Annotated in this window: 22 protein-coding genes; 10 read left to right on the top strand and 12 right to left on the bottom strand. The window is 65.4% G+C overall.

Annotated elements, in window-relative coordinates; all coding sequences use genetic code 11:
- The first annotated feature begins 53 nt into the window (after nt 1-53).
- From AAFG50_RS38770 to AAFG50_RS38795, 6 genes are all read left to right on the top strand, one after another.
- Nucleotides 54-1,103: an ABC transporter substrate-binding protein gene (locus AAFG50_RS38770; protein ID WP_028173591.1), complete on the top strand. Its 1,050-nt coding sequence runs from the start codon at nt 54-56 to the stop codon at nt 1,101-1,103.
- A gap of 85 nt (nt 1,104-1,188) precedes the next feature.
- A complete protein-coding gene (locus AAFG50_RS38775) occupies nt 1,189-2,997 on the top strand; it encodes a glucan ABC transporter ATP-binding protein/ permease (protein WP_028173592.1) in 1,809 nt (602 codons plus the stop codon).
- A 190-nt stretch (nt 2,998-3,187) separates the two neighbouring features.
- Nucleotides 3,188-4,651, top strand: a complete 1,464-nt coding sequence (locus tag AAFG50_RS38780; protein WP_028173593.1) for a D-alanyl-D-alanine carboxypeptidase family protein — start codon at nt 3,188-3,190, stop codon at nt 4,649-4,651.
- A gap of 193 nt (nt 4,652-4,844) precedes the next feature.
- The gene (locus AAFG50_RS38785; RefSeq protein WP_011084137.1) at nt 4,845-6,530 is read left to right on the top strand and encodes a long-chain fatty acid--CoA ligase; all 1,686 of its coding nucleotides are present in this window, start codon (nt 4,845-4,847) and stop codon (nt 6,528-6,530) included.
- 15 nt (nt 6,531-6,545) lie between these two features.
- Nucleotides 6,546-7,100 carry a DUF924 family protein gene (locus AAFG50_RS38790; protein WP_011084136.1) on the top strand — a complete coding sequence of 185 codons (555 nt, stop codon included), beginning with the start codon at nt 6,546-6,548 and terminating at the stop codon, nt 7,098-7,100.
- Nucleotides 7,101-7,208: 108 nt separating this feature from the next.
- Nucleotides 7,209-7,694 carry a peroxiredoxin gene (locus AAFG50_RS38795; RefSeq protein WP_011084135.1) on the top strand — a complete coding sequence of 162 codons (486 nt, stop codon included), beginning with the start codon at nt 7,209-7,211 and terminating at the stop codon, nt 7,692-7,694.
- A gap of 119 nt (nt 7,695-7,813) precedes the next feature.
- On the opposite strand, the gene rnhA is transcribed toward AAFG50_RS38795, so the two are convergent.
- Genes rnhA through ispH form a run of 3 tightly spaced genes read right to left on the bottom strand, consistent with a single transcriptional unit; the run spans nt 7,814 to nt 10,233 of the window.
- Nucleotides 7,814-8,278, bottom strand: coding sequence for a ribonuclease HI (gene rnhA / locus AAFG50_RS38800; RefSeq protein WP_028173594.1), 465 nt, complete (start codon nt 8,276-8,278; stop codon nt 7,814-7,816).
- Nucleotides 8,275-9,258, bottom strand: a complete 984-nt coding sequence (locus tag AAFG50_RS38805; protein WP_011084133.1) for a homoserine kinase — start codon at nt 9,256-9,258, stop codon at nt 8,275-8,277. The genes rnhA and AAFG50_RS38805 overlap by 4 nt, the downstream gene beginning before the upstream one ends.
- 6 nt (nt 9,259-9,264) lie before the next feature.
- Nucleotides 9,265-10,233, bottom strand: coding sequence for a 4-hydroxy-3-methylbut-2-enyl diphosphate reductase (ispH, locus tag AAFG50_RS38810; protein WP_011084132.1), 969 nt, complete (start codon nt 10,231-10,233; stop codon nt 9,265-9,267).
- A 255-nt stretch (nt 10,234-10,488) separates the two neighbouring features.
- On the opposite strand from ispH, the gene AAFG50_RS38815 reads away from it, so the two are divergent.
- Together AAFG50_RS38815 and AAFG50_RS38820 are read left to right on the top strand one after the other, a co-directional pair.
- Entirely contained in the window at nt 10,489-11,181 is a 693-nt protein-coding gene (locus tag AAFG50_RS38815; protein ID WP_028173595.1) for a cell cycle transcriptional regulator TrcR, read from the top strand.
- Between the two features lie 219 nt (nt 11,182-11,400).
- Nucleotides 11,401-11,586: a hypothetical protein gene (locus AAFG50_RS38820; RefSeq protein ID WP_027546983.1), complete on the top strand. Its 186-nt coding sequence runs from the start codon at nt 11,401-11,403 to the stop codon at nt 11,584-11,586.
- A gap of 69 nt (nt 11,587-11,655) precedes the next feature.
- On the opposite strand, the gene AAFG50_RS38825 is transcribed toward AAFG50_RS38820, so the two are convergent.
- The 5 genes from AAFG50_RS38825 to AAFG50_RS38845 all read right to left on the bottom strand — a co-directional run bounded on the left by AAFG50_RS38825 (nt 11,656) and on the right by AAFG50_RS38845 (nt 17,626).
- On the bottom strand, nt 11,656-12,402 hold the full coding sequence (locus AAFG50_RS38825) for an OmpW family outer membrane protein (protein WP_028173596.1): 747 nt from the start codon (nt 12,400-12,402) through the stop codon (nt 11,656-11,658).
- Nucleotides 12,403-12,594: 192 nt separating this feature from the next.
- On the bottom strand, nt 12,595-12,864 hold the full coding sequence (locus AAFG50_RS38830) for a hypothetical protein (RefSeq protein ID WP_028173597.1): 270 nt from the start codon (nt 12,862-12,864) through the stop codon (nt 12,595-12,597).
- Nucleotides 12,865-13,040: 176 nt separating this feature from the next.
- Nucleotides 13,041-14,951, bottom strand: coding sequence for a propionyl-CoA synthetase (locus tag AAFG50_RS38835; RefSeq protein WP_028173598.1), 1,911 nt, complete (start codon nt 14,949-14,951; stop codon nt 13,041-13,043).
- A 303-nt stretch (nt 14,952-15,254) separates the two neighbouring features.
- A complete protein-coding gene (locus AAFG50_RS38840) occupies nt 15,255-16,631 on the bottom strand; it encodes a tetratricopeptide repeat protein (protein WP_028173599.1) in 1,377 nt (458 codons plus the stop codon).
- A 230-nt stretch (nt 16,632-16,861) separates the two neighbouring features.
- Nucleotides 16,862-17,626 carry a tetratricopeptide repeat protein gene (locus AAFG50_RS38845; protein ID WP_028173600.1) on the bottom strand — a complete coding sequence of 255 codons (765 nt, stop codon included), beginning with the start codon at nt 17,624-17,626 and terminating at the stop codon, nt 16,862-16,864.
- Between the two features lie 70 nt (nt 17,627-17,696).
- Between AAFG50_RS38845 and AAFG50_RS38850 the strand changes: the two genes are divergently transcribed.
- On the top strand, nt 17,697-19,274 hold the full coding sequence (locus AAFG50_RS38850; protein ID WP_011084124.1) for a sodium:proton antiporter: 1,578 nt from the start codon (nt 17,697-17,699) through the stop codon (nt 19,272-19,274).
- Between the two features lie 140 nt (nt 19,275-19,414).
- Nucleotides 19,415-20,185, top strand: coding sequence for a hypothetical protein (locus tag AAFG50_RS38855; protein ID WP_028173602.1), 771 nt, complete (start codon nt 19,415-19,417; stop codon nt 20,183-20,185).
- A gap of 169 nt (nt 20,186-20,354) precedes the next feature.
- On the opposite strand, the gene AAFG50_RS38860 is transcribed toward AAFG50_RS38855, so the two are convergent.
- The 4 genes from AAFG50_RS38860 to AAFG50_RS38875 all read right to left on the bottom strand — a co-directional run bounded on the left by AAFG50_RS38860 (nt 20,355) and on the right by AAFG50_RS38875 (nt 24,865).
- A complete protein-coding gene (locus AAFG50_RS38860; protein ID WP_028173603.1) occupies nt 20,355-21,161 on the bottom strand; it encodes a glucose 1-dehydrogenase in 807 nt (268 codons plus the stop codon).
- Nucleotides 21,162-21,218: 57 nt separating this feature from the next.
- Entirely contained in the window at nt 21,219-21,596 is a 378-nt protein-coding gene (locus AAFG50_RS38865; protein WP_028173604.1) for a DUF1850 domain-containing protein, read from the bottom strand.
- Complete coding sequence (locus AAFG50_RS38870) at nt 21,593-23,701, bottom strand: TRAP transporter permease (protein ID WP_028173605.1); 2,109 nt, start codon at nt 23,699-23,701, stop codon at nt 21,593-21,595. Before AAFG50_RS38870 ends, AAFG50_RS38865 begins: the two co-directional genes overlap by 4 nt.
- A 216-nt stretch (nt 23,702-23,917) precedes the next feature.
- Nucleotides 23,918-24,865, bottom strand: coding sequence for a TAXI family TRAP transporter solute-binding subunit (locus AAFG50_RS38875; protein WP_028173606.1), 948 nt, complete (start codon nt 24,863-24,865; stop codon nt 23,918-23,920).
- Nucleotides 24,866-25,058: the final 193 nt, after the last annotated feature.

The raw sequence follows: 25,058 nt of genomic DNA on the forward strand, positions 1-25,058 counted from the left end.
GGCCGGCGCTGCGAGCGTCACGAAACCACAACAATGCGGGACCGGCGCAACTGATGTCAGAATTCAAGACGATCATTTCTCGTTGCCTGCTGGCGCTCTCGATCTCGCTTGCGACACTGACCGCACGCGACGTCACCGCGGCCGAGACCGCCGTGCCCTCCGTCGCGATCCACTTCACCTTCGACCGCCCGATCGATGCGAGCATGGCGCCGTTCTTCCTTGCCGCGAAGGACGGCAAATTCGGCGCCGAGCGCCTCAACGTCTCCTTCAACACCGCGCCCGGGTCCCCGGAGACGCTCGCGCGCGTCGCCAAGGGCGACAGCGAGCTCGCGCTCGTCGACATCAACGAGCTGATCCGCTTTCGCGACAAGGACGAGGCGGCGCCGCTCAAGGCGGTGTTCGTGCTGTTCAACCGCGCGCCCTACGCGATCGTCGCGCGCAGGAGCCGCGGCATCCACCTGTTGCCCGATCTCGACGGCAAGACCGTCGGAGTCGCCGACAGCGATCTGTCGATGCGGCTGTGGCCGGCACTGGTGCAGCAGAACGGCATCAACGTGTCGCGCATCAAATTCCACAAGATGAGCGCGGCGGTGCGCGAGCCGATCCTGTCCGCAGGGCAAGTCGATGCCGTCGCCGGCTTCAGCTATCTCTCGGCGGTGAACCTGCGCGACCGCGGCGTGCCCGGCGACGATCTCGTGGTGCTGCGCTACGCCGACTATGGCTGCGAAGCCTATGGCTTTGCCGTGGTGGCCAACCCCGCTTTCGCCGCGGCGAAGCCGGACGCGCTTAAGGGATTTGTCCGCGCCTTGATCGCGGGTATCAACGCGACCGTCAAAGAGCCCGCCCGTGCGGCGGACGAGGCCGCGAGCCGTATCGACGACGGCGACCGCGACCTCGAACTGGAGCGCCTGCGCACCGTGCTCGTCGACAACATCCTGACCGACGAGGTCAAGCGCAACGGCCTCGGCGGCATCGACCCGGCGCGGCTGGACCGCTCGATCGACCAGATCGCCCAGGACTTCAAATTCCGCAAGCGGCCGGCCGCGGGCGACATCTTCGACGACCGGTTCCTGCCGCCGGTCGCAGGGCGGCTGATCAATTGAGCAAAACCGCTAGCTTCCGCTGTATCTCGCGAGCGATCCCTGCTTAGAATACGGGCCCCGTTATCCGCCCGAGTTGCCGGTCCGCATGTCCATTTTCAGCCTTTACACCCGCGTTCTCGAACTGCTCGGCAAGGAGGCGCGGCTGGGCTGGCTGCTGGCGTTTGCCAATCTCCTGCTCGCCGCCTCGCAATTCGCCGAGCCCGTCCTGTTCGGCCGCATCGTCGACGTGCTCTCGGGCAAGTCAGTCGCCGGTTCGAGCTCGGCATGGCCCTTCCTGGCTGCCTGGGTCGCGTTCGGGCTGTTCACCATCGCATGCAGCGCGCTCGTTGCGCTGCAAGCCGACCGGCTGTCCCACCGCCAGCGCCAGGCGGTGCTGACCGACTATTTCGAGCACATTCTGCAACTGCCGCTGACCTTCCACTCCGGCACCCATTCGGGCCGGCTGATGAAGGTGATGCTCAACGGCACCGACGCGTTGTGGCGGCTGTGGCTCGGCTTCTTCCGCGAGCACTTTGCCGCAATCCTCTCGGTCGTGGTGCTGCTGCCGCTGTCGCTCTATCTGAACTGGCGGCTCGCGATCCTGCTGTTCGTGCTCTGCATCGTCTTCACGGCGCTGACGACTTTCGTCGTGCGCCGGACCTTCGGCATGCAGATGGCGGTCGAGGAGCACTACAGCGAGCTCTCCGCGCGGGCCTCCGACGCGCTCGGCAACGTCGCGCTGGTGCAGAGCTTCGTGCGCGTCGAATCCGAGGTGCAGGGGCTGCGCTCGGTCGCCAATCAATTGCTCGAAGCCCAGATGCCGGTGTTGTCCTGGTGGGCGCTCGTCACCGTCATCACGCGCGCCTCCACCACCATCACTGTGCTCGCGATCTTCACGCTCGGCATCGCCCTGCACGACCAGGGGCTGACCTCGGTCGGCGAGATCGTGATGTTCGTGAGTTTTGCGACGCTGCTGATCCAGAAGCTCGAGCAGGTCGTGAGCTTCATCAACAACGTGTTCATGGAAGCGCCGCGCCTGCGCGAATTCTTCAACGTGCTCGATGCCGTGCCGGCGGTCCACGACCGTCCCGACGCGATCGATGCCGGACGCCTGTCCGGCCTCGTCGAGTTCAACGACGTCACCTTCTCCTATGACGGCAAGCGGCCGGCGGTCGAGGACCTCTCCTTCACCGCGCTGCCCGGGCAGACCGTCGCGCTGGTCGGCCCGACCGGCGCCGGCAAGTCCACCGCGATTGCGCTGTTGCATCGCGCCTTCGATCCGCAATCCGGCTTCATCAGGATCGACGGCATGGACGTGCGCGGCGTCACGCTGACCTCGCTGCGGCGGAACATCGGCGTCGTATTCCAGGAAGCGCTCTTGTTCAACCGCTCGATCGCGGAGAATTTGCGCGTCGGCAAGCCGGATGCTACCGAAGCCGAGATGCGCAAGGCGGCCGAGCGCGCACAGGCGCTCGAATTCATCGAGCGCAGCGGCGGGTTCGAGACCAATGCCGGCGAGCGCGGCCGCATGCTCTCCGGCGGCGAGCGGCAGCGGCTGTCGATCGCGCGTGCGCTGCTGAAGGACCCGCCGATCCTGATCCTGGACGAGGCGACCAGTGCGCTCGACGCCGTTACCGAGGTCAAGGTGAACGCCGCTCTCGACGAAGTGATGAGGGGCCGCACCACCTTCGTGATCGCCCACCGCCTCGCCACCATCCGCAACGCCACGCGGATCCTGGTATTCGAGAACGGGCGCGTGACCGAAAGCGGAACTTTCGATGAACTCGTGGCCAAAGGCGGCCATTTTGCCGAGCTCGCCAGGGCCCAGTTCATGGTGCAGGAACAGTCACAAGCCAACACACGGGCCAGCGTGACGGCGGCCGAGACTATCGCGACTGCAGCCAAATCCCCCTAGCAAGTCCCCGCAGGACCGCCGAAATTCGGCCTATTTCATTGCGGAATACCGCGCCGAAACCCCTATTCTCGACGCAGGAGCCGGTATAGGTTTGCGACGCCGCAAGCGGCGGCGCCGGAATTCAAAACCCGAAACTCAGATCACGAGAACCGTCCGGAACCGGCGGATCTCCAAGGACCGGAATCGGATAGTGCACGCCTTTCGCCCGCTGCTTCGCAAATCCCTGTTCAACCTGTTCGCCGCGGCCGTCGCATGCGCCGCGCTGCTCGCGCCGCGCGCGGCGAGCGCCGAAGCGCTGCTGCTGATCGAAGCCGACAGCGGCAAGGTGTTGCAGGCGGATAACGCGACCATTCCCTGGTATCCGGCATCCGTCACCAAGATCATGACCGCCTATGTCACGTTGAAGGCGGTGAAGGACGGCAGGCTCACGCTCGACACGCTGCTCACGGTGTCGCCGACCGCGGCCTCGCAGTCGCCGTCGAAAATGGGGTTCCGCCCCGGAACACAGCTCACCGTCGACAACGCGCTGAAGATGATGATGGTCAAGTCGGCGAACGACATGGCCGTGGTGCTCGCCGAAGGCGTCGGCGGATCGATCGACGGCTTCTCCGTCATGATGAACGATACCGCCAAGAAGCTCGGCATGACGCAGACGAGCTACGTCAATCCGAACGGCCTGCCCGCCGATGGTCAGATCACGTCCGCGCGGGATCTCGGCATTCTCGCACGCTCGTTCCTGCGCGACCTGCCGGAATACGAATACTTCGTGCACATTCCGGCGATCCGTTTCGGCAAGCGCGTCACCGGGAATTTCAACAAGCTGATCGGCCGCTATCCCGGCGCCGATGGTTTCAAGACCGGCTTCATCTGCGCTTCCGGTTACAACCTCGTCGCCTCGGCCACACGCAACGGCCGCCGGCTGATCGCCGTTGTGCTCGGCGCCAATTCCGGAACGGCGCGCGCGGTGAAGGCGGCGCAGCTCCTGGAGCGCGGCTTCAGCCAGGACAATCTGTCGTGGCTGCGTCCCTCGCTCGGCACCGTCGAAAACCTCGTGCCGGTCGACGCCTCGCCGCCGAACCTGCGCGACGACATGTGCGGCGGCCATCGCAAGCGGCCGGCGAGCGACGACGACGATGCCCTGATCGCGGCCAATGGCGGCACGACCGGATCGGCCTCCGCCACCGGCGGCGAAGCCCAGGTGACCTTCTTCACCGCCGGGCTTCAGCCGCCCCTGATGAAGGCCTCCGAGCTGATGGCCTCGGCGCCGGCGGCAGCCGAGCCCGTGCTGGTCTATACCGGCCCGACCCGCACCGGCACTGCCCTGATCGCCGCGGTCGCAGCCGATGCCGACCAGCAGGCCACGCCGAAGGCGCGTGGCAAGAAGTCGCGTGTCGCCAAGAAACCGGACGCAGCCGACAAGGCGGCTGATAAGCCGAAGGACACCAAGACGGCAGCAGCGAAGCCAGGCGCCAAGGGTGATGTGAAGAGTGACGCAAAGGCTGACACCAAGACCGCGGCCAAACCCGCGGGGACCAAGCATGCCGCGGCGAAGCCCGATGCGGCGAAACCCGCCGCAAATAGCGATCAGCCGGCAAAACCCGCCAAGCCCAAGGCCGCGACCAAGCCTCCCGCCAAGCCGGCCAACAACAGTTAACGCCCCTGCGAATTAAACCGAAGCCGGCGCTTCGCACCTGCGGCAGCGCGGTTTTGCGACGATTCCAGTAGCCACTCTCCGGCCTTTGCCCTAAGCCTCGACGGCTTGCCACCCGTTCCGGCAGGCTCGATACTGGCGGTAATGAGGCAAGCCCGAGATACAACGGGCTCTGGTGTAGGAGAGGGGAGTTTCCATGGAGCGCATCTGGCTTAAGCAATATCCGCCCGGCGTGCCCGCCGATATCGAGCCGACGCAATACGCATCGCTGGTCGACCTTCTGGAGGAGAGCTTCGCCAAGTTCGCCGACCGCAAGGCGTTCATCTGCATGGACAAGTCGATCAGCTACCGCGACCTCGACCAGATGTCGGTTGCGCTGGCCGCCTATCTGCAAGGCCGCGGACTCCAGCGCGGCGCTCGCGTCGCCATCATGATGCCGAACGTGCTGCAATACCCGATCGCCACCGCCGCGGTGCTGCGGGCCGGCTTTGCGGTGGTCAACGTCAATCCGCTCTACACGCCGCGCGAGCTCGAGCATCAGCTCAAGGATTCCGGCGCCGAAGCCATCATCGTGCTGGAGAACTTTGCCCACACCGTCGAGCAGGTGATCACTAAGACATCGGTAAAGCACGTCATCGTCGCCAGCATGGGCGACCTGCTCGGCTTCAAGGGCGTGATCGTCAACCTCGTCGTCCGCCGCGTCAAGAAAATGGTACCGGCCTGGTCGCTGCCGGGCGCGGTGTCCTTTAACGACGCGCTGTCGGCCGGCCGCGGCTTGACATTCAACAAGCCGAAACTGTCGCCGGGCGACGTCGCCTTCCTGCAATATACCGGCGGCACCACCGGCGTCTCCAAGGGCGCGACCCTGCTCCACCGCAACATCGTCGCCAACGTCTTGCAGAACGATGCCTGGCTCCAGCCGGCGCTCGCCGCGCCTCCGCATGTCGACCAGTTGATGATCGTCTGCGCGCTGCCGCTCTATCACATCTTCGCGCTGACGGCCTGCTACCTGCTCGCGGTGCGCGCCGGCGGCTGCAATCTCCTGATCCCCAACCCGCGCGACATCGCGGGCTTCGTCAAGGAGCTGGCGAAGTACCAGGTCAACAGCTTCCCGGCCGTCAACACACTGTACAACGGCCTGATGCACCATCCGGACTTCAAGAAGCTCGACTTCTCCAAGCTGAAGATCTCCAACGGCGGCGGCATGGCCGTGCAGCGCCCCGTCGCCGAGCAGTGGAAGGCGGTGACCGGCTGCTTCATCGCCGAAGGCTATGGTCTGTCGGAGACCTCACCGACGCTGACCTGCAATCCGGCAACCACGAACGATTTCTCCGGCTCGATCGGCATCCCCGTGCCCTCGACCTATATTTCCATCCGCGACGACGACGGCAATGAAGTGCCGCTCGGCCAGGCGGGCGAGATCTGCGCCAAGGGCCCGCAGGTGATGTCGGGTTACTGGAACAGGCCGGAAGAGACCGCCAAGGTGATGACCGCGGACGGCTATTTCCGCACCGGCGACATCGGCGTGATGGACGAGAAGGGCTACACCAAGATCGTGGACCGCAAGAAGGACATGATCCTGGTCTCCGGCTTCAACGTCTATCCGAACGAGATCGAGGAAGTGATCGCGAGCCATCCGGGCGTGCTCGAATGCGCCGTGATCGGCATCCCCGATTCCAAATCGGGCGAAGCGGTGAAGGCCTTCGTGGTGAAGAAGGACCAAAACCTCACCGCCGAAGCCGTGATCAAGTTCTGTCACGAGCAGCTCACCGGCTACAAGGTGCCCAAGCACATCGAATTCCGCACCGACCTGCCGAAGACCAACGTCGGCAAGATCCTGCGCCGGCAGCTCCGCGACGAGAAGAAGGCGGAGGCGGCGTAAGGCTGCCTTTGAGTCATGACTGAGGTCGGCGACATCAAGCCGGCCGGCATTCTCGCCTTCTGGCGCGAGGCCGGCCGCGAACGCTGGTACAAGCGCAGCGAGGCTTTCGACGCGGAGGTCAGGCGCCGCTTTCTCGCCCTCTGGCAGCAGGCGGCCGCCGGCGAGCTCGCGTCATGGGAGGCAAGCGACGACGGCGCACTCGCGCTCGTCATCGTGCTCGATCAGTTCCCCCGCAACATGTTTCGCGGCGATCCCAGGACCTTCTCCAGCGATGCGCTGGCGCGCGAAATTGCCCGCCGCGCCATCGATCGGGGCGCGGATCGCCGGATCGATCCTGCCCTGCTCGAATTCCTCTACATGCCCTTCATGCATTCCGAGCACCTGCCCGACCAGCTGCACTGCATTGCGCTGTTTCAGGACGCCGACAATGCCGAGAACCTGAAATACGCGCGGGAGCACGCCGACATTATCCGCCGGTTCGGCCGCTTCCCCCACCGCAACCGCGTCCTCGGACGCCCGACCACCGAGGAAGAACAGGCCTTCCTCGACAATGGCGGCTTTTCCGGCTGATGACATCAAGGTGAAGGGCCGCAACCTTCGCCGCTTTCCCTGCCGGCAATATTGTGCAGGCCCGCCGCACAGTCTAAAAAGCGGGATCGATTTTCAGGGAGACTGACGATGGCGATCCAGACTGGCGACAAGCTGCCCGAGGCGAAATTCCGCGTGATGACGGCGGAAGGCCCGCAGGTGAAGACCACCGACGATATCTTCAAGGGCAAGAAGGTGGCGCTGTTCGCGGTGCCCGGCGCCTACACCGGCACCTGCCACAAAATGCATCTGCCGAGCATCTTCCTCAACGCCTACGCCATCAAGGACAAGGGCGTCGACACCATCGCCATCATCTCCGTCAACGACGCCTTCGTCATGAACGCCTGGAAGCGCGACACCGACCAGCGCGACGAGGCCGTCTTCCTCGCCGACGGCAATGCCGACTTCACCAAGGCGATCGGCATGGAGCTCGACGCCTCCGCCAACGGCCTCGGCATCCGCTCCAAGCGCTATTCGATGCTGGTCGAGGACGGCGTGGTGAAGAAGCTGAACCTCGAGGCGATGCCCGGCAAGGTCGAGGTGTCAGGCGGCGATACGCTGCTCGGGCAGCTCTGAGATAGATGTCATTCCGGGGCGCCTCGCAGAGGCGAACCCGGAATCACGAGATTCTCGGGTGCGCAATTGCGCACCTGAGTTCGGTGCCTTGCACTGCCCCGGAATGACGGAACAAACTGCTACTCCGCCACCCTCTGCTGCAACCTCGCCTTCACGATCCCGTCCCGCGCCAGCTGATCCGCGCGCTCGTTCTCGGGGTGGCCGGCGTGACCCTTGACCCAGTGCCAGCGGACCTGATGCGCCTTCAGCGCGGCGTCGAGGCGCTGCCAAAGCTCGACATTCTTGACCGGCTTCTTGTCGGCGGTGCGCCAGCCGTTGCGCTTCCAGCCGTGGATCCAGCCCGTGATCCCCTGCCGGACATACTGGCTGTCGGTGTAGAGATCGACGGTGCACGGCTTCTTCAGCGCTTCGAGCGCCGAGATCGCCGCCATCAGCTCCATCTGGTTGTTGGTGGTGTGACGCTCGCCGCCGTTCAGCTCCTTCTCCTTGTTGCCGAACTTCAGGATCGCGCCCCAGCCGCCGGGCCCGGGATTTCCCGAGCACGCGCCGTCGGTATAGATCGTGACAACGGGAAGCTCGCTCACGCGACCAGTCCTGACGGCATCAGCCCGTAGTCGCGCACGCTCGAAACGCTCTGGTGGAAGCGCAGCTTGCGGACATATTCCAGCGGATCCTTCGGCCTCACCAGCGCACCGGGCGGCACGTTGAGCCAGTCGACCAGCCGCGTCAGCAGGAAACGGATCGCGGCACCGCGTGCCAGCAGCGGCAGCGCGGCCTCTTCCGCCTCCGAGAGCTTGCGCACGCGGCCATAGGCGTTGAGGAAAGCGCGCGCCTTGGTGACGTTGAAGGAGTGATCCGGCTCGAAGCACCACGCGTTGAGGCAGATCGCGACGTCATAGGCCAGCATGTCATTGCAGGCGAAGGTGAAGTCGATGATCCCCGAGAGCTTGTCGCCGAGGAAGAAGACGTTGTCGTTGAAGAGGTCGGCGTGGATCACGCCCTCGGGCAGATTGGTCGGCCAGACCCCGCTCGCGAGATAGTCGAGCTCGGCTGCGAGAAACGCGCGCAGGCCCGGCTGCACCTCGTCGGCGCGGCTTGCGGCCGCATCGAACAACGGTCGCCAGCCCGCGACCGAGAGCGCGTTCGCGCGCCTGATCGCGAAATTGGCGCCGGCCAGATGCATCCTGGCCAGGCCCTCGCCGACGCCGGCGCAATGGGCCGCGTTCGGCTTGCGCGGCCAGACGCCTTCGAGAAAGGTGATGATCGCGGCGGGGCGGCCCGACAGCTCGCGCAGCGCCTCGCCGTCTCTTCCCTTCACCGGCAGCGGACAATTGACGCCGTGCTCGGCGAGATGCGTCATCAGCGCGAGGAAGAACGGCAGATCGTTCTTCGCCACGCGCTTCTCGTAGAGCGTGAGGATGAACGATCCCTTGGTGGTGTGCAGCAGGAAGTTGGAGTTCTCGACGCCCTCGGCGATGCCCTTGTAGGAGAGCAGTTCGCCGAGATCGTATTGGCTCAGGAAATCCGCAAGCTCGTCGGCGGCGACGTCGGTGTAGACCGCCATAGAGGTCTACTCGGCGGCGGCTTCGGGGCGCACCTGGCGCGGCAGCGGAAAGAACTCGTTCTCTTCCGCGGCCGAGACCGTCTCCACATGCAGCGTGAAGCGCTCGGCGAACGCGTCCATGATCTCCTCGACGATCACTTCCGGCGCCGAGGCGCCCGCGGTGATGCCGAGGCTGGTGATGTTTTCGAACCGCTTCCAGTCGAGATCGGCGGCGCGTTGCGCCAGCACCGCGATCGGGCAGCCCTCACGCTCGGCGACCTCGCGCAGGCGCTGCGAGTTCGACGAATTCGGCGCGCCGACCACGATCAGGGCGTCCACCACCGGCGCCACCTTCTTCACCGCGAGCTGGCGGTTGGTGGTGGCGTAGCAGATGTCTTCCTTGTGCGGCCCGTTGATGTTCGGGAAACGCTCCTTGAGCAGCGCGACGATCTCTGCGGTGTCGTCGATCGACAGCGTGGTCTGGGTCACGAAGGCGAGGTTGTTGGGGTCCTTCGGGGTGATGGTCTTGGCGTCCTCGGCGGTCTCGATCAGGGTGACGGCGCCGACGGGGAGCTGGCCGAGCGTGCCGACCACCTCGGGGTGATGGGAATGGCCGATCAGGAAGATCTCGCGGCCGCGCTTGAAGTGGATCGCCGCCTCGCGGTGGACCTTGGTCACCAGCGGGCAGGTCGCGTCCAGCGAGAACAAATTGCGGGACTGGGCGTCGGCGGGAACCGATTTCGGCACGCCATGGGCCGAGAATACGACCGGCGCGGTGGTACTTTCCGGGATTTCGGCCAGCTCCTCGACGAAGATGGCGCCCTTCTTCTTCAACCCATCGACGACGTATTTATTGTGCACAATCTCATGGCGAACATAGACGGGGGCGCCGTATTTATCGAGCGCCCGTTCCACGGTGTCGATCGCCCGGACCACCCCGGCGCAGAAGCCGCGGGGAGAACAAAGCACGATCTTCAGGTCTGGTTTGGCTGACATTGAGCGATCTCGGGACCGAATCACCTCGCCGAATGGGGCGGGAAGCGGTCGATGGATGAATAGGGCTTAGGGTACGGGCTTACAGCGACTTCAGAGGGAATTGGGCCCCCTTTCGGGCGCTGTCAAGGCACTATCTATAGCAGAACCATTGCGTGGCTAGCCCCTCCGGGCTTATATAGCGCGAATTCCCAGTCATCGCTGATGACCACCGGCTTCGCCTCCAAAGGGGTGGGCGAAGCACAAAGGAGATTTGCCATGAGCAACGCACCTCTGATGCCCAAGGCGACCGCCGTCTGGCTGCTCGACAACACCGCGCTGACCTTCGACCAGGTCGCCGATTTCACCAAGATGCATCCCCTCGAGGTGCGCGCGATCGCCGACGGCGACGCCGCCCAGGGCATCAAGGGCATGGATCCCCTCTCCAACGGCCAGCTCACCCGCGAGGAGATCGAGAAGGGTGAGAAGAACCCGGATTACCGCCTCCGCCTCCAGGAGAGCAAGGTCGTGCTGCCGCCGCAGCCCAAGCGCAAGGGCCCGCGCTACACCCCGGTCTCGCGCCGCCACGAGCGCCCGAGCGCAATCCTCTGGCTGCTGCGCAACCATGCGGAGCTCAAGGACGCCCAGATCATGCGCCTGGTCGGCACCACCAAGAGCACGATCGCCAGCGTGCGCGACCGCACCCACTGGAACACGTCCTCGCTGACCCCGATCGATCCGGTCACCCTCGGCCTCTGCTCGCAGATCGAGCTCGATTTCGAGGTGGCCCGCGCGGCCAAGGAAAAGCCGATCGACGCGGCCTATGGCGGCGCGACCCTGCTGCCGGCCTCGGAGACCACCAAGAAGGACGAGTTCGAGCCGGCCGAGCGATCGAGCGACGACCTCAACGTGGACGCCGTGTTCGCCAAGCTGAAGACCCTCGGCGGCAAGAAGCAGGACGAGGAGGAGTAATTCCCCCTCCTCCGATTTACCGTCAAGCTGGATTTGAACGCGGCGGCCCCCCGCCGCGTTTTTATTTGGGCGCGCGGGCGTGTGTCGATGCCTGCCTGGCAGATTCGCGGAGGCCAGGGCGAGACTGCATGATCTCGGCAGCAAGCCGGCGAGGCGCACGTGGCCGCAATCTGGAACGATGCGTATGATGTCGCATTGTTCCCGCGCGGAGGATCAGAGATGCAAGTCAACGAAGAACGCTTTGCCTTGATGCTTGGTCACGCGGCGCTGTCGGTCTGGGGTGAGATGCCCCGGGACATTCAGGAATCGCTGTTCGAGATCGCCGTACAAGGGCACCCCGAGGATCGCGACCCGCTCGCGAAGCTCCTGCATGATCGGCATCCCCGCACCGTGCATTCGGACTGACAGGATACAGGATTGGTCGAGCAGATCGACGCGGCGCCGGGCCCCCCGCCCGGCGCCGCGAAGACGTCATCAGAACTTGTAGGTGACGCCGCCGCCGACCAGCCACGGGTCGATATGCGCGTTGCCGGTGACAGGCAGGCCGCTGACGGTCGCGCTGTAGTCCGGCCGCAGCCAGAGCTTCTTGACGTCGACGTTGAGACCCCAATGCCGGTCGAGCATGTAGTCGAAGCCGAACTGCACGGCGCCGCCCCACGCATTGCTGACGTGCAGGCTCGTGGTGGTGGCGACGATCGCGGGCGGGCCGACGATGGCGGCCGGCGCATTGGCGGCGGAATTGTTGAAGAACACGGTGTAGTTCACGCCCGCACCGATATACGGCTTGAACGCGCCGAAATTGTCGAAGTGATATTGCAGCGTCAGCGTCGGCGGCAGCAGCGTGGTCTTGCCGATCGGCAAATTCGCGAGCGAGCCGGTGCCGCTGATCGAATGCCTGGTCACGCCGAGGATCAGCTCGGCCGCGATGTTCCTGGTGAAGAAATAGCTGATGTCGAGCTCGGGCACGACCTGGTCGCTGATCGAGAGGCCGGAATTCGGCGACGACAGCGACGGCACGCCCGCGACGTTGACGGTCGAGCCGCCGGCATCGGGCAACACACCGAGCACGCGCAGGCGCACCATCCAGGGATTGAACGCCTCCACGGGCGGCGGCGCCTTCTTGTAGACCGGCAGGTCCGCGGCCTGCGCCGAGGCAAAAGTCCCCGCGAGCATCGCACCGACCATCGCGATCCGCGCCAAGTGTCTTGTCGTTCTCTGCATTTCAATCCCCTTCAGCCGTCTCTCGCGCATCGTTGCGCGACACCAGCGTCAGAGCAGAAAGGGGATGGTGAAGGATTTGACGCCGATCAAATCCGGCGAAACGCGGCACGATTTGTGCCGCGGCGTTGCAGATGTGTCACGAGGAACGCGAATGCGAGCAAGTGGCCAGGCAGGATTATACCGCACCCGATATCACGGCCGCTCGGGATGGTTCAGCATGTACTCGCCGAGATCGCGCTGGCGGCGGTCGGCGCGGGCGGTGGCGGCGCTGCGCTGGACGTCACGGTCCTTGCGGCAGGCCACATATTCCGGCGAGCCCGCCGCATAACCGCGGCTCTGGCACACCGCGTCGTCATCGTCGCCGCCCACAGCCACGGGCGTCTGGTAGCGCGCCGAGCAGGCGGAGAGCACAATGGCGAGAGCTAAGGCTGCAAGCAGGCGCGGCGCGGTGGCGAGTGGCATACGAGGTCCCCTGTTGGCGGGCCCTGTTTAGCCCGGAATGAGGAGATTGTAAGTCGGCAACACCGTCATTCCGGAGCGGTCCGTAGGACCGAACCCGGAATCTCGAGATTCTCAGGTGCGCAATCGCGCACCATAGTTCGATGCTTCGCATCGCCCCGGAACGACGGTTCGAAACCTCACACCCGCCCCTTCAGTGCCGCCCCGATCTCGTCCAGCACCTTGGGGTCCTCGATCGTCGCGGGCATGGTCCAGGATTCGCCGTCGGCAATCTTCTTGATGGTGCCGCGCAAGATCTTGCCGGAGCGCGTCTTGGGCAGGCGGCCGACGGTGATGGCGAGCTTGAAGGCGGCGACGGGGCCGAGCTTGTCGCGCACCAGCGCGATGATCTCCTTCTCGATCTCGGCGGGTGCGCGCTGCACGCCGGCCTTAAGCACCAGGAAGCCGCAGGGCACCTCGCCCTTGATCGCGTCCTTGACGCCGAGCACGGCGCATTCGGCGACGTCGGGATGCGAGGCCAGGATTTCCTCCATGCCGCCGGTGGACAGGCGATGCCCGGCGACGTTGATGATGTCGTCGGTACGGCCCATCACCCAGACATAGCCGTCCTCATCCTTGTAGCCGGCGTCCGAGGTTTTGTAATAGCCGGGGAATTCGCTGAGGTAAGCCTCCTTGAAGCGCTCGTCCTGCTTCCACAGCGTCGGCAGGCAGCCCGGCGGCATCGGCAGCTTGATGACGATCGAGCCCATGGTGTTGGGACCGACAGGCTTGGCCGCTTCATCGACCACGTCGACCTGGTAGCCCGGCATCGGCACCGTCGGCGAGCCGTGCTTCACCGGCAGCATGCCGAGGCCGACCGGATTACCGGCGATGCACCAGCCGGTCTCGGTCTGCCACCAATGGTCGATCACAGGCACCTTCAGCTGCTGCTCCGCCCATTCCACCGTGGGCGGATCGGCGCGCTCGCCGGCGAGGAACAGCGTGCGGAATGTCGACAGGTCGTATTGCCGGATGAACTTTCCTTCCGGATCCTCTTTCCGAATCGCGCGGAACGCGGTCGGCGCGGTGAACAGCGCCACCGCCTTGTGCTCGGAGATGACGCGCCAGAATGCGCCGGCATCGGGCGTGCCGACCGGCTTGCCCTCATACATGATCGAGGTCGCGCCGTGCAGCAGCGGGCCGTAGACGATGTAGCTGTGGCCAACCACCCAGCCGATGTCGGAGCCGCACCACCAGACCTCGCCCGGCTTGACGCCATAGAGGTTGAACATCGACCACTTCACCGCGACCAGATGGCCGCCATTGTCGCGCACCACGCCCTTGGGAATGCCCGTGGTGCCCGAAGTATAAAGGATGTAGAGCGGATCGGTGGCGGCGACCGGCGCGCAAGGCGCCTTCTTGCCGTCGTTCATCGCCTTGCGGCGCAGGCTCGCCCAATCGTAATCGCGGCCCGGCGCCAGGTCACAGGTGAGCTGCGGACGTTGCAGCACGATGCAGGCCTTCGGCTTGCTGCCGGCAAGCCTGATCGCCTCGTCGAGCAGCGGCTTGTACTGCACGATGCGGCCGGGCTCGATGCCGCAGCTCGCCGACAGGATCAGCTTCGGCTGTGCATCGTCGATGCGGGTGGCAAGCTCCTTCGCGGCAAAGCCGCCGAACACGACCGAATGCACCGCGCCGATGCGCGCGCAGGCGAGCATCGCGACCACCGCCTCCGGCACCATCGGCATGTAAAGGATGACGCGATCGCCCTTGGCGACGCCGAAATCCTGCATGACGGCGCCGAGCGCCTGCACCTCGTTCAGCAGCTCGGCATAGGTGAGCTTGGTGATCGAGTTCGTCAGCGGCGAATCATGGATCAGCGCGACCTGGTCGGCGCGGCCGCGTTCGACATGGCGGTCGAGCGCGTTATAGCAGGTGTTGACCACGCCGCCGGTGAACCAGCGGCCGTAGGTTCCTTGCGACGCGTCGAAGATCGTCTTGGGCGGCTCGATCCAGTCGATTTCCCTGGCCGCCTCGGCCCAGAAGCCCTGGGGATCAGCCAGCGAGCGTGCATGGACCTCGTGATAGCTGCTCTTGCCCTGGATGTTCATGTCCCGCGCTCCCGTTTCCCTTATTTGCCTAGCCTTGACCTGACGACAGGACAGCCGTCCCGCCATGACCAGGATCAATCGCCGGCCTTGTTTGAGAGGTATTTTCCCGGGATCGGGCCGCGGTTCAAGCTGAAAAGGATGATGTCCTTCCCCCTCTCCCCGCTTGCGGGGAGAGGGTCGGGGTGAGGGGGAGTCTCCCCGGGGACGGTGAGAGCTGGACTCGCGGAGAGTCCCCCTCACCCGGAATTTGCTGTCGCAAATTCCGGCCTCTCCCCGCACGCGGGGAGAGGAGAAGAATCCCGCCTACCCCTCCATCGCGTTCAGCCGCTGCAACCGCTCCTGCATGACCTTCCTCAGATCATAGCCGGGCCGGCCAAAGCTTGAGTTGCGGGTGGCGAGGAAATCGCGCTGGGTACGGCGCAGGTCGCCGGCCGAGCGCTTGTTCGCGGATTTCAGCACGCGCTCGTAGGTCTCGGCGATCTGGCGGTCGAGCACGCCCAGCTCCGGATCGGCGCAGATCACCTTCTCGACCTCGCGCTTCGCGGTCGCGCAATCGAACGAGGGGCCGTTGCCGGAATTCGCCGCGAGCGGACGCCGCGGCTCATCGCCGAATTTCGCGATCTCCGCGATCATGGTGCGGCGGCCGTTGGCCGCGTTGTCGTTGCCGGGGTCGAGCTTCAGCGCGGTCTCGTAATCGGCCAGCGCCTTCCTGCGCTCGCCCATCTTCTTGTAGAGCACGGCGCGATTGTTGTAGGTCTGCGCGAAATTCGGATCGAGCTTCAGCGCGGACTCGTAGTCGCTCAGCGCCGCCCCGAACTCGCCCTTGAACTGGTAGGAATCGCCGCGGTTGGTGAAGAAGTTCGGCTTCGGTGCCAGCCGCAGTGCCTGGTCGTAGTCGGCGATCGCCTTGTCGTAATCGCCCATCGCGGCCAGCGACAGGCCGCGATTGTCGTAATATTCCGGCACCTTCGGATCGAGCCTGATCGCCTCGCCGGCGTCGGCGACGGACTTGTCGAGCTGGCCGAGCTTCTTGTAGGCCGCGCCGCGATTGGTGTAGGTGCGCGGCCGGTTCGGATCGAGCCGGAGCGCCTCGCTGAGATCGCGGATCGCCTTTTCGTTGTCGCCGCCGAGATAGTAGGTCACGCCGCGGTCGGACCAGGCCTGCGCGTCATCCGGCTTCAGCTTGATCGCCTGGTCGTAATCGGCCAGCGCGCGGTCGAGCCGGCGCTGACTGGTGTAGACGACGCCGCGCAGCTCGTAGGACTCCGCATCCTGCGGATCGAGCTCGATCGCCTTGCTGAGGTCCGCCGCGGCGCGGTTGAGATCGCCGCCGGCCTCGCGCAGGAGATCGCCGCGCAGGCGCCAGGCTTTTGCGTTCTTGCCGTCGAGTGCGATCGCGCGATCGATGTCCCGCAGGGCCTGGGTGAGACCACCCGAGGTGCGCGCATTGGCGTCAGCACGGACCAGCAGCGCCGCAGCGCGATCGGAGCTCGAATTGGCCGCCTGGTCGATGATGGCGCTGCACGACGTGATCAGCTCGGCGGGAGCAGCCTTGCTGCCGGCGATACAATCGGCGGCGGCCGAGGCAGGCGCGGCGAGGACAAGGCTCATGGCGGCGCTGAGCAGGAGGGCGCACAGCGAGGTTTTGGATGCTTGCGCGGAAGAGCGCGTGCCGCACATGAGGAAGGCTCCGTGACGTCAGGTTTTCACCATTGTCGCGGTGGATTGGCGATGGGTTCAAGCGCGCCCAGCAAGCGACGCACCGGCACCTGCACTCCCTCGCCCCGCTTGCGGGGAGAGGGGGAGCCTCAGCGGGGACGGCAGCAGTGAGACTCGCGGAAAGTCCCCCTCACCCGGAATTTGCTCCGCAAATTCCGGCCTCTCCCCGCACGCGGGGAGAGGCGAAGAACTCAATACCCGTCCACCCCGTTGATCTGTTGCAGCCTGTCCTGCATCGCCTTCTTCAGATCATACCCCGGTCGGCCAAACCCGCTATTCCTGCGCGCGATGAAATCGTCCTGTTCGCGCTGGATCTTGCGCGCCTCCGCCGGGCTCTGGGCTTCGCGGATGACGCGCAAATGCGATCCGTAGATCTCGCGGTCGAGATCGGCGAGCTCGCGATTCCCGCAGATCGCCTTCTCCACGGCGCGGGCCGCGCGGGCGCAATTGAAGCTGGGCTTGCCCGCGACCGCCATCTGCGCGCCGATCCGCTCGAGCTCGCGCGCCATAGCCTTGTGATTGGCCTTGGCCTTCTCGTGGTTCGGATCGAGCTTCAACGCGGCGCCGAAATCCTGCACCGCCTTGGGCTTGTCGCCTTTCTTCAACCAGAGCTCGCCCCGCGCGTTGAAGACATCCGCGAGGGTGGGATCGAGCAAGAGAGCACGGCTGTCGTCGGCGATCGCGCGGTCGACCTGATCGTGCCGCGCGTAAAGCGCGCCGCGCGCGACGAGCGCCTTGATCAGGTCCCCCTTCGCCGTCTTCTCATTGTCGATCACGTCAGCGCAGGCGGAATTGGCCTTGTCCATGTCGTCGCCAGCGGCAGCCGCAAGGCACGGCGCGATGTCGACCTGCGTGACGGCGGCCGGCTCGCCACCGGTCGCGGCCAGGGCCACGCCGAGCGGGAGCGCGCAGAGCAGTACGGCACCGGACCATTGAATGAGATTTTGAAAACGCATGCTTGCTGCAGTCAGGAGGTCTTGCCTTGAGGCCGTACTATCCATCATACGGCCGGATTGGTGCTAGCTTGTGGCGCCGCTCAAATCGGTTTCGGGGATTATCGTGTCGACATTCGAATGGATCATCGCGCTGCTGCTCGGCGCCGTTGCCTTATCGGCGCTGGCGCGGCGGATCAAGGTCCCCTACCCGACCTTTCTCGCCATCGGCGGCGCCCTGATCGCTTTCGTTCCGAATAGTCCGACCTGGACGCTGGAGCCGGACCTGGCACTGGCGCTTTTTGTCGCACCGGTCCTGCTCGATGCGGCCTTCGACACCTCGCTGCGGGACCTGCGCAACAACTGGGTTCCGGTCTCGACCCTCGTCGTGGCCGCGGTCGGCCTGACCACGGTAGGAGTTGCCTACGTCGCGCACCGGCTGATGCCTGACATGCCCTGGGCCGCCGCGATCGCGCTCGGCGCCATCGTGGCGCCGCCGGATGCCGCGGCGGCGGTCGCGATCCTGAGCCAGGTCAAGCTGCCCCATCGCATGGTGAAGGTGCTGGAGGGTGAGAGCCTGCTCAACGACGCGACCTCGCTGCTGATCTATCGCATCGCGGTCGGCGCGGTCGTCATGCAGCATCTGAAATGGAGCGAGGTCGCGCCGACGATCGCGCTGGCGCTGGTCGGCAGCGTCCTCGCCGGTCTGCTGGCGGGGCGCATCATACCGCTGTTCCTCCAACGCGTGAAGGAAGCGCCCAGCGCGATCATCCTGCAATTCGCCACCACCTTCATGGTGTGGATCGCCGCCGAGCATCTCGGCCTCTCCGGCATCCTCACCATCGTCGTCTACGCCATCACCATGGCGCGCACGGCGGGGGCGCACATGCCGGCGCGGCTGCGGGTGCCGTCCTATGCGGTGTGGGAGACGATGGTGTTCGTGCTCAACGTGCTCGCCTTCATGCTGATCGGCATGCAGATGCGGCCGATCTGGACGCGATTGGACGCGGACGTGCGCTGGGAGTATTGCGTGGCGGCAGCCTGGATCCTGCTCACGGTGGTCCTGGTGCGGCTGCTCTGGGTGACGTTCTACCGCACGACATTGCGCGCGCTGATTGCCCACGGACTTTATCATCCCAAGGATCCGAAACAGGTGGCCTCGCCGAAGGGCGGCCTCATCATCTCCTGGTGTGGCATGCGCGGCCTCGTCACGCTCGCGACCGCCTTCGCCCTGCCGGAGAACTTTCCCTATCGGGACTTCATCGTCTTCATCGCCTTTGCCGTCGTGCTGGGATCGCTCGTCATCCAGGGCCTGACGCTGCGGCCGCTGATCCTGGCCTTCGGGCTCAAGGACGACGATCCCGTCGGCATCGAGGTCGCGCGCGGACGCGCGGTCGCCTATCGCGCGGCGCTCGATGCGATCGAGAGCGACCCGTCGGAGGAGGCGGAAATCCTGCGGCTCGAATATCGCGCTATCCTGATGCAGGCGGACGACGATCCGAACGGCGGCATTGCCAGTGGCGAATTACCGGCCGATCCGCTGCGCCGCCGCGCCATCGAGGCTGCGCGCAAATCGATCTTCGACCTGCGCGCCACCGAGGTGATCGGCGACGACGCCTTTCACCGCCTCGAGGAGGAGCTCGATCGCGCAGAATTGAGCGCGGGGGGATAAGCCTCAAGAGCAGCACACTCCGCTGTCGTCCCGAACGAGCGAAGCTCCAGACAACGCGCAGCGTTGACTGGAGCGGAGCGCCGATCCGGGGACGACAGCGGGGCATTGAACCAAACGCCGTCTCTTCAGACACACTCCAGATGACGACCCTGATCGACGACCGTCGTGTTCGCGCGCGTGATGCGTCGCCTGCACGATATTTTTACCTCCACATGGCCCTGGCCTGCGCGGCGACCGCTTTTCTCGGCTTCGCGCCGACCTATTGGGTGCCGCTCGCCCACCGGACGTTCTCCGCAAGCCCCGTGATTCACTTTCACGGCCTCCTGTTCTTCACCTGGTCTCTCTATTTTGTGATCCAGACCTGGCTGGCGGCTTCAGGCCGCGTGGTCAATCACCGCGCGATCGGCATCGTCGGCGTTTCGCTCGCGACCGCGATGACGATCTTCGGCTTCCTCGCCTCCGTGCACGTGATGCAGCACTCCGCCGCGCTCGGGCAGAAAGAAGCCGGCATCGCCTTCTCGATCGTGCCGATGAGCGGCATCGCGTTCTTCGCGGTGCTGTTTGTGCTCGGCATCGCGAACACCCGCAGGCCCGAGATCCACAAGCGCCTGATGCTGCTCGCCGCGGTCTCGATCCTCGACGCCGCGATCGCACGCTGGTTTCTGACCTTCCTCGCCCCTCCCGGACCGCCCGGCCCGCCGCCGGTGCCGGTGACCATCGCGCCGGCCGTGGTCGCCTCGCTGTTGCTCGTCGTCGCCATGGTGCGCGACTGGCGCACCGAGCGCCGCGTGCATCCGGTCTACATCACCGGCACGCTCGCGATGCTGGCGGTGAAGGTGCTGAACTGGCCGATCAGCGAAAGCGCGGCATGGCATGCGTTCGCCGGCGGGATTCTGGCGCTGGCGCAGTAGTTCTCCGATGTCGTCCTGGCGCAAGCCAGGACCCATTACCCCGAATGTCGATTGTTGAAGAAGGCTGGAGCTACCAGCCTTCGCCAAACCTGTCCCTATGGTAATGGGTCCTGGATCAGCGCTCGCTACGCTCGCTTGTCCAGGACGACGGCGGAGTGTGAGGCAGCGCTTACGCCCCCGCCTTGCACGTGATCCCGCCGTCCACCACCAGCTCGATCCCCGTCACATATTTCGACTCGTCCGACGCCAGGAACAGCGCGGCATTCGCGACGTCAAAGGCATCGCCCATGTGACCCATCGGCACCTGGGCATCGCGCGCGCGCCACATCGCCTCGACGTCGCCCTTGGCGTAGCTGGCGGCAAGGCCGGCGGAATGCTCGACCATCGGGGTCTTCATCAGGCCGGGCAGGATCGCATTCACGCGCACATGATGCCGCGCGAACTCGATCGCGGTGGTGCGCGTCATCTGGTTCATCGCCGCCTTCGAGGTGCCATAGGTGACGTAGGAGATGCCCATGTGGCGGATCGAGGCGATCGAAGAGATGTTGATGATTGAGCCGCCGCCCTGCTTCACCATCACGGGGATGACGTGCTTCATGGCGAAATAGGCGCTCTTGAGGTTGACGCTGAAGACGCGGTCCCAGCTCTCCTCGGTTACCTCGACCACGCTGCCCATCTCGGCGATGCCGACATTGTTGTCGAGCACGTCGATGCGGCCATAGGCCTTCAGGCACGCCGCGACCATCGCCTCGATCTCGGCTGACCGCGAGACGTCGGCGGTAAACGCGGTCGCCTTGCCGCCTTCGTCATTGATGATCTTCGCGGTCTCCTCCGCAGCAGTGCCGTTGCGGTCGACGCAGAACACCTGCGCACCCTCGCGCGCGAAGGTCACCGCGGTCGCCTTGCCGTTGCCCCAGCCCGGCCCGATCGAGCCCGCGCCCACCACCATCGCAACCTTGCCCTTGAGCCGATCCATCGCGTGTCTCCCTTGTTGTTGTTCTTGTAGCCCGGATGGAGCGAAGTGCAATCCGGGCTACGGATCGTTGCAGACCTTCATCGTCGTGACGTTAGCACCTATGGGATGCCCGACAATCTCCGACAATGTCCGGCACGCGCCGTCATGGCAGAGCCGCCATTCCCCGGCCGCGCCGGAATTGCCGAGCACGACCTCCTGCATCGGCGCACGCTGCGGCTGCCATTGAAACCAGCCATCGACGAGCCGCGCTTCGGGCGGCGGCTCCATGCCGGCACCGCTGCCCTTGACCCGCGCCTGCACCAGTTCGAGCCCCGCCGGCGTGACGCGCCAGTCCTCCTGCCAGTCGACCTTTTCGATCGAATGCGTCCACACCAGCGTGAAGGCGGACAGCGCCAGCGCCTTCACGCCCGATGCTGTGGCGAAGCAGAGGCTCACACCGCCTCGACCACTGCCGGCGGGCGCTGCCGCCACTGCCACAGCACGAGCGCGGCGGACAGCACGAAGCCCGCGGTGTCGCTGAACGGGAAGTCGCCGAGCAGGCAGAACGCGGCACCGAGCGCGACCAGGCGTTCGACGAGCGTCAGCCGCGTGAACAGGAAGCCGATCGCCACCATGCCGAACAGGCCGATCGCGACCAGCGCCTTGAAGGTCGCCAGCGCGACCGCGCCGTAGAAGCCGAGCTTGGCCGCCATGGGATCGCCGGCCTGGAGCATCAGCGCCGGCGAATAGACGAAGACGAAGGGGATGACATAGCCGGCGAGCGCGATGCGCATCGCCTCCCAGCCGATCTTGTCCGGATTTTCCTTCGCGATCGGCGCGGCCGCGAGCGCGGCGAGCGCGACCGGCGGCGAGAGGTCGGCCATGATGCCGTAGTAGAACGCGAACATGTGGCTCGCGATCAGGGGCACGCCGAGTTTCGCCAGCGCGGGCGCCGCGAGCGCGGCGGTGATGATGTAGGTCGGGATGGTCGGAATGCCGGTGCCGAGCAGGATCGACAGCAGCATGGTCATGATCAGCGCCAGGAACAGGCTCTTCTCGCCGAGACCGATCACCCAGCCGCCGAAGATGGTGCCGACGCCGGTCTGCGACATCATGCCGATGATGACGCCGACGATGGCGCAAGCCATGCCGACGGTGATGGCGGACTTGGCGCTCTCGGCCAGCGCGTCGCGGCACTCGCGCAGGGCCTTGAACCCGCCGCGGATGAAAGCGGTGATCACGATCAGCCCGGCCACGACGCTCGCGACCGGCACGATCTGAAGGCCGTCGCGCGACAATGCGGCGACGACGAGCGCGAGCCCGACCCAGAAGATGGTGCGGATCACCATCGAGGACGCACCGGCCGTGATGCTGGCGCCCAGGATCAGCGTCACCGTGAGCGCGAGGCCCATGCTGCCGGCATAGAGCGGCGTAAAGCCTTCGAACAGCATGTAGACCAGCGCGGCGAGCGGCAGCACGAGGTACCAGCGCGTCACCAGCGCCTTCCAGGCGCTCGGGATCTCCGAGCGCTTCATGCCGACGAGACCGTGCTTGCCGGCTTCCAGATGCACCATCCAGAACGCGGATGCGAAATAGAGGATCGCGGGGATCGCCGCTGCCTTCACGATCTCGGAATACTGGACGCCGAGCGTCTCCGCCATGATGAAGGCGACCGCGCCCATCACCGGCGGCATGATCTGCCCGCCCATCGACGCCGTGGCCTCGACACCGGCTGCAAAGGCGCGGCGATAGCCGAACTTGATCATCAAGGGAATCGTGAACTGGCCGACGGTGACGACGTTGGCGACGCCCGAGCCCGAGATCGTGCCCATCATGCCCGAGGCGAACACCGCGACCTTGGCAGGTCCGCCGCGGGTGCGGCCGAACAGGCCGAGCGAGACGTCGGTGAAGAGCTGGATCATGCCGGCGCGCTCGAGGAACGAGCCGAACAGGATGAACAGGAAGATGTAGGTCGCCGACACGTAGATCGGCACGCCGTAAAAGCCTTCGGTGCCGAACGACAGATGCGTGACGATCTGGTCGAAATCATAGCCGCGATGGTTGAGCGGCGATGGCAGATACTGGCCGAAGAACCAGTAGAGCAGGCACGCGCCGCACATCAGCGGCAGCGCCGCGCCCATCAGGCGCCGCGTGCCCTCGAAGATCAGCACCGCAAGCAGCGTGCCGACGGCGAGATCGAGCCTGGTCGGATCGCCGTCGCGCGCGATCAAATCGGCGTAGAAAATCCACTGGTAGAGGCCGCAGAAGAAGCCGGCGCCGCCGATCACCCAGCCGAGCGCGCGGCCGACATCGCTCCTTGCAGTGAAGTTCGCGATCAGGCCGAAGGTGAGGAGAACGAGAAAGCCGACATGGACGCCGCGCACCACCTGGCTCGGCAGATAGTTGAAGGCGGCGACATAGAGCTGGAAGGTCGCAAAGGCGATGCCGATCCAGTAGGCGAGCCGGCCCCACCAGCCCGGGCCAAACCCTTCGGGGAAGCCGTGCTCGAAATTGTCGAATTCGACCTTGATGGGCGCCTCAGAGCCCTCTGCCTGCAACATCGATGTTTCCCCGCGCCCTGATTAGGTGCGTTCTTACAGCATTCGCGCTGCGCCCTGAATACGTCATACCCGGGCAGAAGCGCGAAGCGTCTTCGCGCAGATGACCCGGGCATCCACGCTCACTCCGTCATTCCGGGGCGATGCGACGCATCGAACCCGGAATCTCGAGATTCCGGGTTCGGCTCTTGCGAGCCGCCCCGGAATGACAGCGGAGAATTACTTGATCAGCCCCTTTTCCTTGTAATAGCGGATCGCGCCGGGGTGCAGCGGAACCGGGCTGCCGGTGGCGGCCGTCTCGAGCTTGATCTCCTTGCCGGCCGCGTGGGCATTCTGCAACTCCGGCAGCGACTCGTAGACCAGCTTGGTCATCTGGTAGGCGAGATCGTCGGACACCGCCGAGCTGGTCACGAGATAGTTGACCACGGCCGCGGTCGGCACGTCCTTGTCCTGGCCCGTATAGGTGTTGGCGGGAATGGTCGCCGCGATGAAGGGCGGGCCGATCTTGTCGACGGTCTCCTTCGGCACCGACACCACCGTGATCGGGCTCGAGGTGGAGAGATCCTTCAGCGAGGCCACGCCGAGCCCGGCCGATTGCAGCGTCGCACCCAACTGGCGGTTCTTCATGAGGTCGACGGATTCGGCGAACGGCAGATACTCCACCTTGCCGAGGTCCTTGTAGCTCATGCCGGCCGCGCTGAGGATCGCGCGGGAGTTCAGCTCGGTGCCCGACTTCGGCGCGCCGACCGACAGGCTCTTGGCCTTGAGGTCGGCCAGCGTCTTGATGCCGCTCTCGGTGGTCGCGACGATCTGGATGTAGTTCGGATAGATCGCGCCGATGGTCCTGAGCTTGTCGAGCTTGGTCTTGAAGCCGGCTTCCTCGTCGCCGTCCCAGGCCGCCTTGAGCGAGTCGCCCAGCGTGAACGCGAGCTCGCCGCGGCCCTGCTGGAGCAGGATCAGGTTCTCGACCGACGCCTTGGTGGCCTGCACCTGCGTCTTCACGTTCGGGATCTTGTCGCCGTAGATCTTCCCGATCGCGACCCCGAGCGGGTAGTAGACGCCGGAGGTGCCTCCGGTCAGCACGTTGATGAAGGATTGCGCATGCGCGCAAGGCGCCGACGCCGCCAGAGCAAGAGCCGCGGCCACGCCGAAAATCGTCCGTTTCATGATTTCTGTACTCCCCAAACCGGCGGGGAAATTGGCCGGATGAGGGGGGCGGGTCAACCCATCCAATAGGCAAAACAGGACTGCGGTAAACAGCCGTTCCGGCTCGACTTTTGAGGAACCCGGCGGGTGCGGCGACGTGGCGCAGCCGGATCGCGGCGCGCCCGAACGCATCGTGTTCGAGCGCGCTATCTGC

This window comes from Bradyrhizobium sp. B039 (genome assembly GCF_038965675.1).
GTDB classification, from domain to species: Bacteria; Pseudomonadota; Alphaproteobacteria; order Rhizobiales; family Xanthobacteraceae; genus Bradyrhizobium; species Bradyrhizobium diazoefficiens.

Excerpts from the sequence above, each read along its gene's own strand:
- AAFG50_RS38785 (WP_011084137.1), top strand. The coding sequence starts at position 4,845 with ATGGAGCGCATCTGGCTTAAGCAATATCCGCCCGGCGTGCCCGCCGAT.
- AAFG50_RS38825 (WP_028173596.1), bottom strand. The coding sequence starts at position 12,402 with ATGCAGAGAACGACAAGACACTTGGCGCGGATCGCGATGGTCGGTGCG.
- AAFG50_RS38820 (WP_027546983.1), top strand. The coding sequence starts at position 11,401 with ATGCAAGTCAACGAAGAACGCTTTGCCTTGATGCTTGGTCACGCGGCG.
- AAFG50_RS38835 (WP_028173598.1), bottom strand. The coding sequence starts at position 14,951 with ATGAACATCCAGGGCAAGAGCAGCTATCACGAGGTCCATGCACGCTCG.
- AAFG50_RS38855 (WP_028173602.1), top strand. The coding sequence starts at position 19,415 with ATGACGACCCTGATCGACGACCGTCGTGTTCGCGCGCGTGATGCGTCG.
- AAFG50_RS38805 (WP_011084133.1), bottom strand. The coding sequence starts at position 9,258 with ATGGCGGTCTACACCGACGTCGCCGCCGACGAGCTTGCGGATTTCCTG.
- AAFG50_RS38870 (WP_028173605.1), bottom strand. The coding sequence starts at position 23,701 with ATGTTGCAGGCAGAGGGCTCTGAGGCGCCCATCAAGGTCGAATTCGAC.
- ispH (WP_011084132.1), bottom strand. The coding sequence starts at position 10,233 with ATGTCAGCCAAACCAGACCTGAAGATCGTGCTTTGTTCTCCCCGCGGC.
- AAFG50_RS38840 (WP_028173599.1), bottom strand. The coding sequence starts at position 16,631 with ATGTGCGGCACGCGCTCTTCCGCGCAAGCATCCAAAACCTCGCTGTGC.
- AAFG50_RS38795 (WP_011084135.1), top strand. The coding sequence starts at position 7,209 with ATGGCGATCCAGACTGGCGACAAGCTGCCCGAGGCGAAATTCCGCGTG.
- AAFG50_RS38770 (WP_028173591.1), top strand. The coding sequence starts at position 54 with ATGTCAGAATTCAAGACGATCATTTCTCGTTGCCTGCTGGCGCTCTCG.
- AAFG50_RS38775 (WP_028173592.1), top strand. The coding sequence starts at position 1,189 with ATGTCCATTTTCAGCCTTTACACCCGCGTTCTCGAACTGCTCGGCAAG.
- AAFG50_RS38830 (WP_028173597.1), bottom strand. The coding sequence starts at position 12,864 with ATGCCACTCGCCACCGCGCCGCGCCTGCTTGCAGCCTTAGCTCTCGCC.
- AAFG50_RS38815 (WP_028173595.1), top strand. The coding sequence starts at position 10,489 with ATGAGCAACGCACCTCTGATGCCCAAGGCGACCGCCGTCTGGCTGCTC.
- AAFG50_RS38845 (WP_028173600.1), bottom strand. The coding sequence starts at position 17,626 with ATGCGTTTTCAAAATCTCATTCAATGGTCCGGTGCCGTACTGCTCTGC.
- AAFG50_RS38875 (WP_028173606.1), bottom strand. The coding sequence starts at position 24,865 with ATGAAACGGACGATTTTCGGCGTGGCCGCGGCTCTTGCTCTGGCGGCG.
- AAFG50_RS38860 (WP_028173603.1), bottom strand. The coding sequence starts at position 21,161 with ATGGATCGGCTCAAGGGCAAGGTTGCGATGGTGGTGGGCGCGGGCTCG.
- AAFG50_RS38790 (WP_011084136.1), top strand. The coding sequence starts at position 6,546 with ATGACTGAGGTCGGCGACATCAAGCCGGCCGGCATTCTCGCCTTCTGG.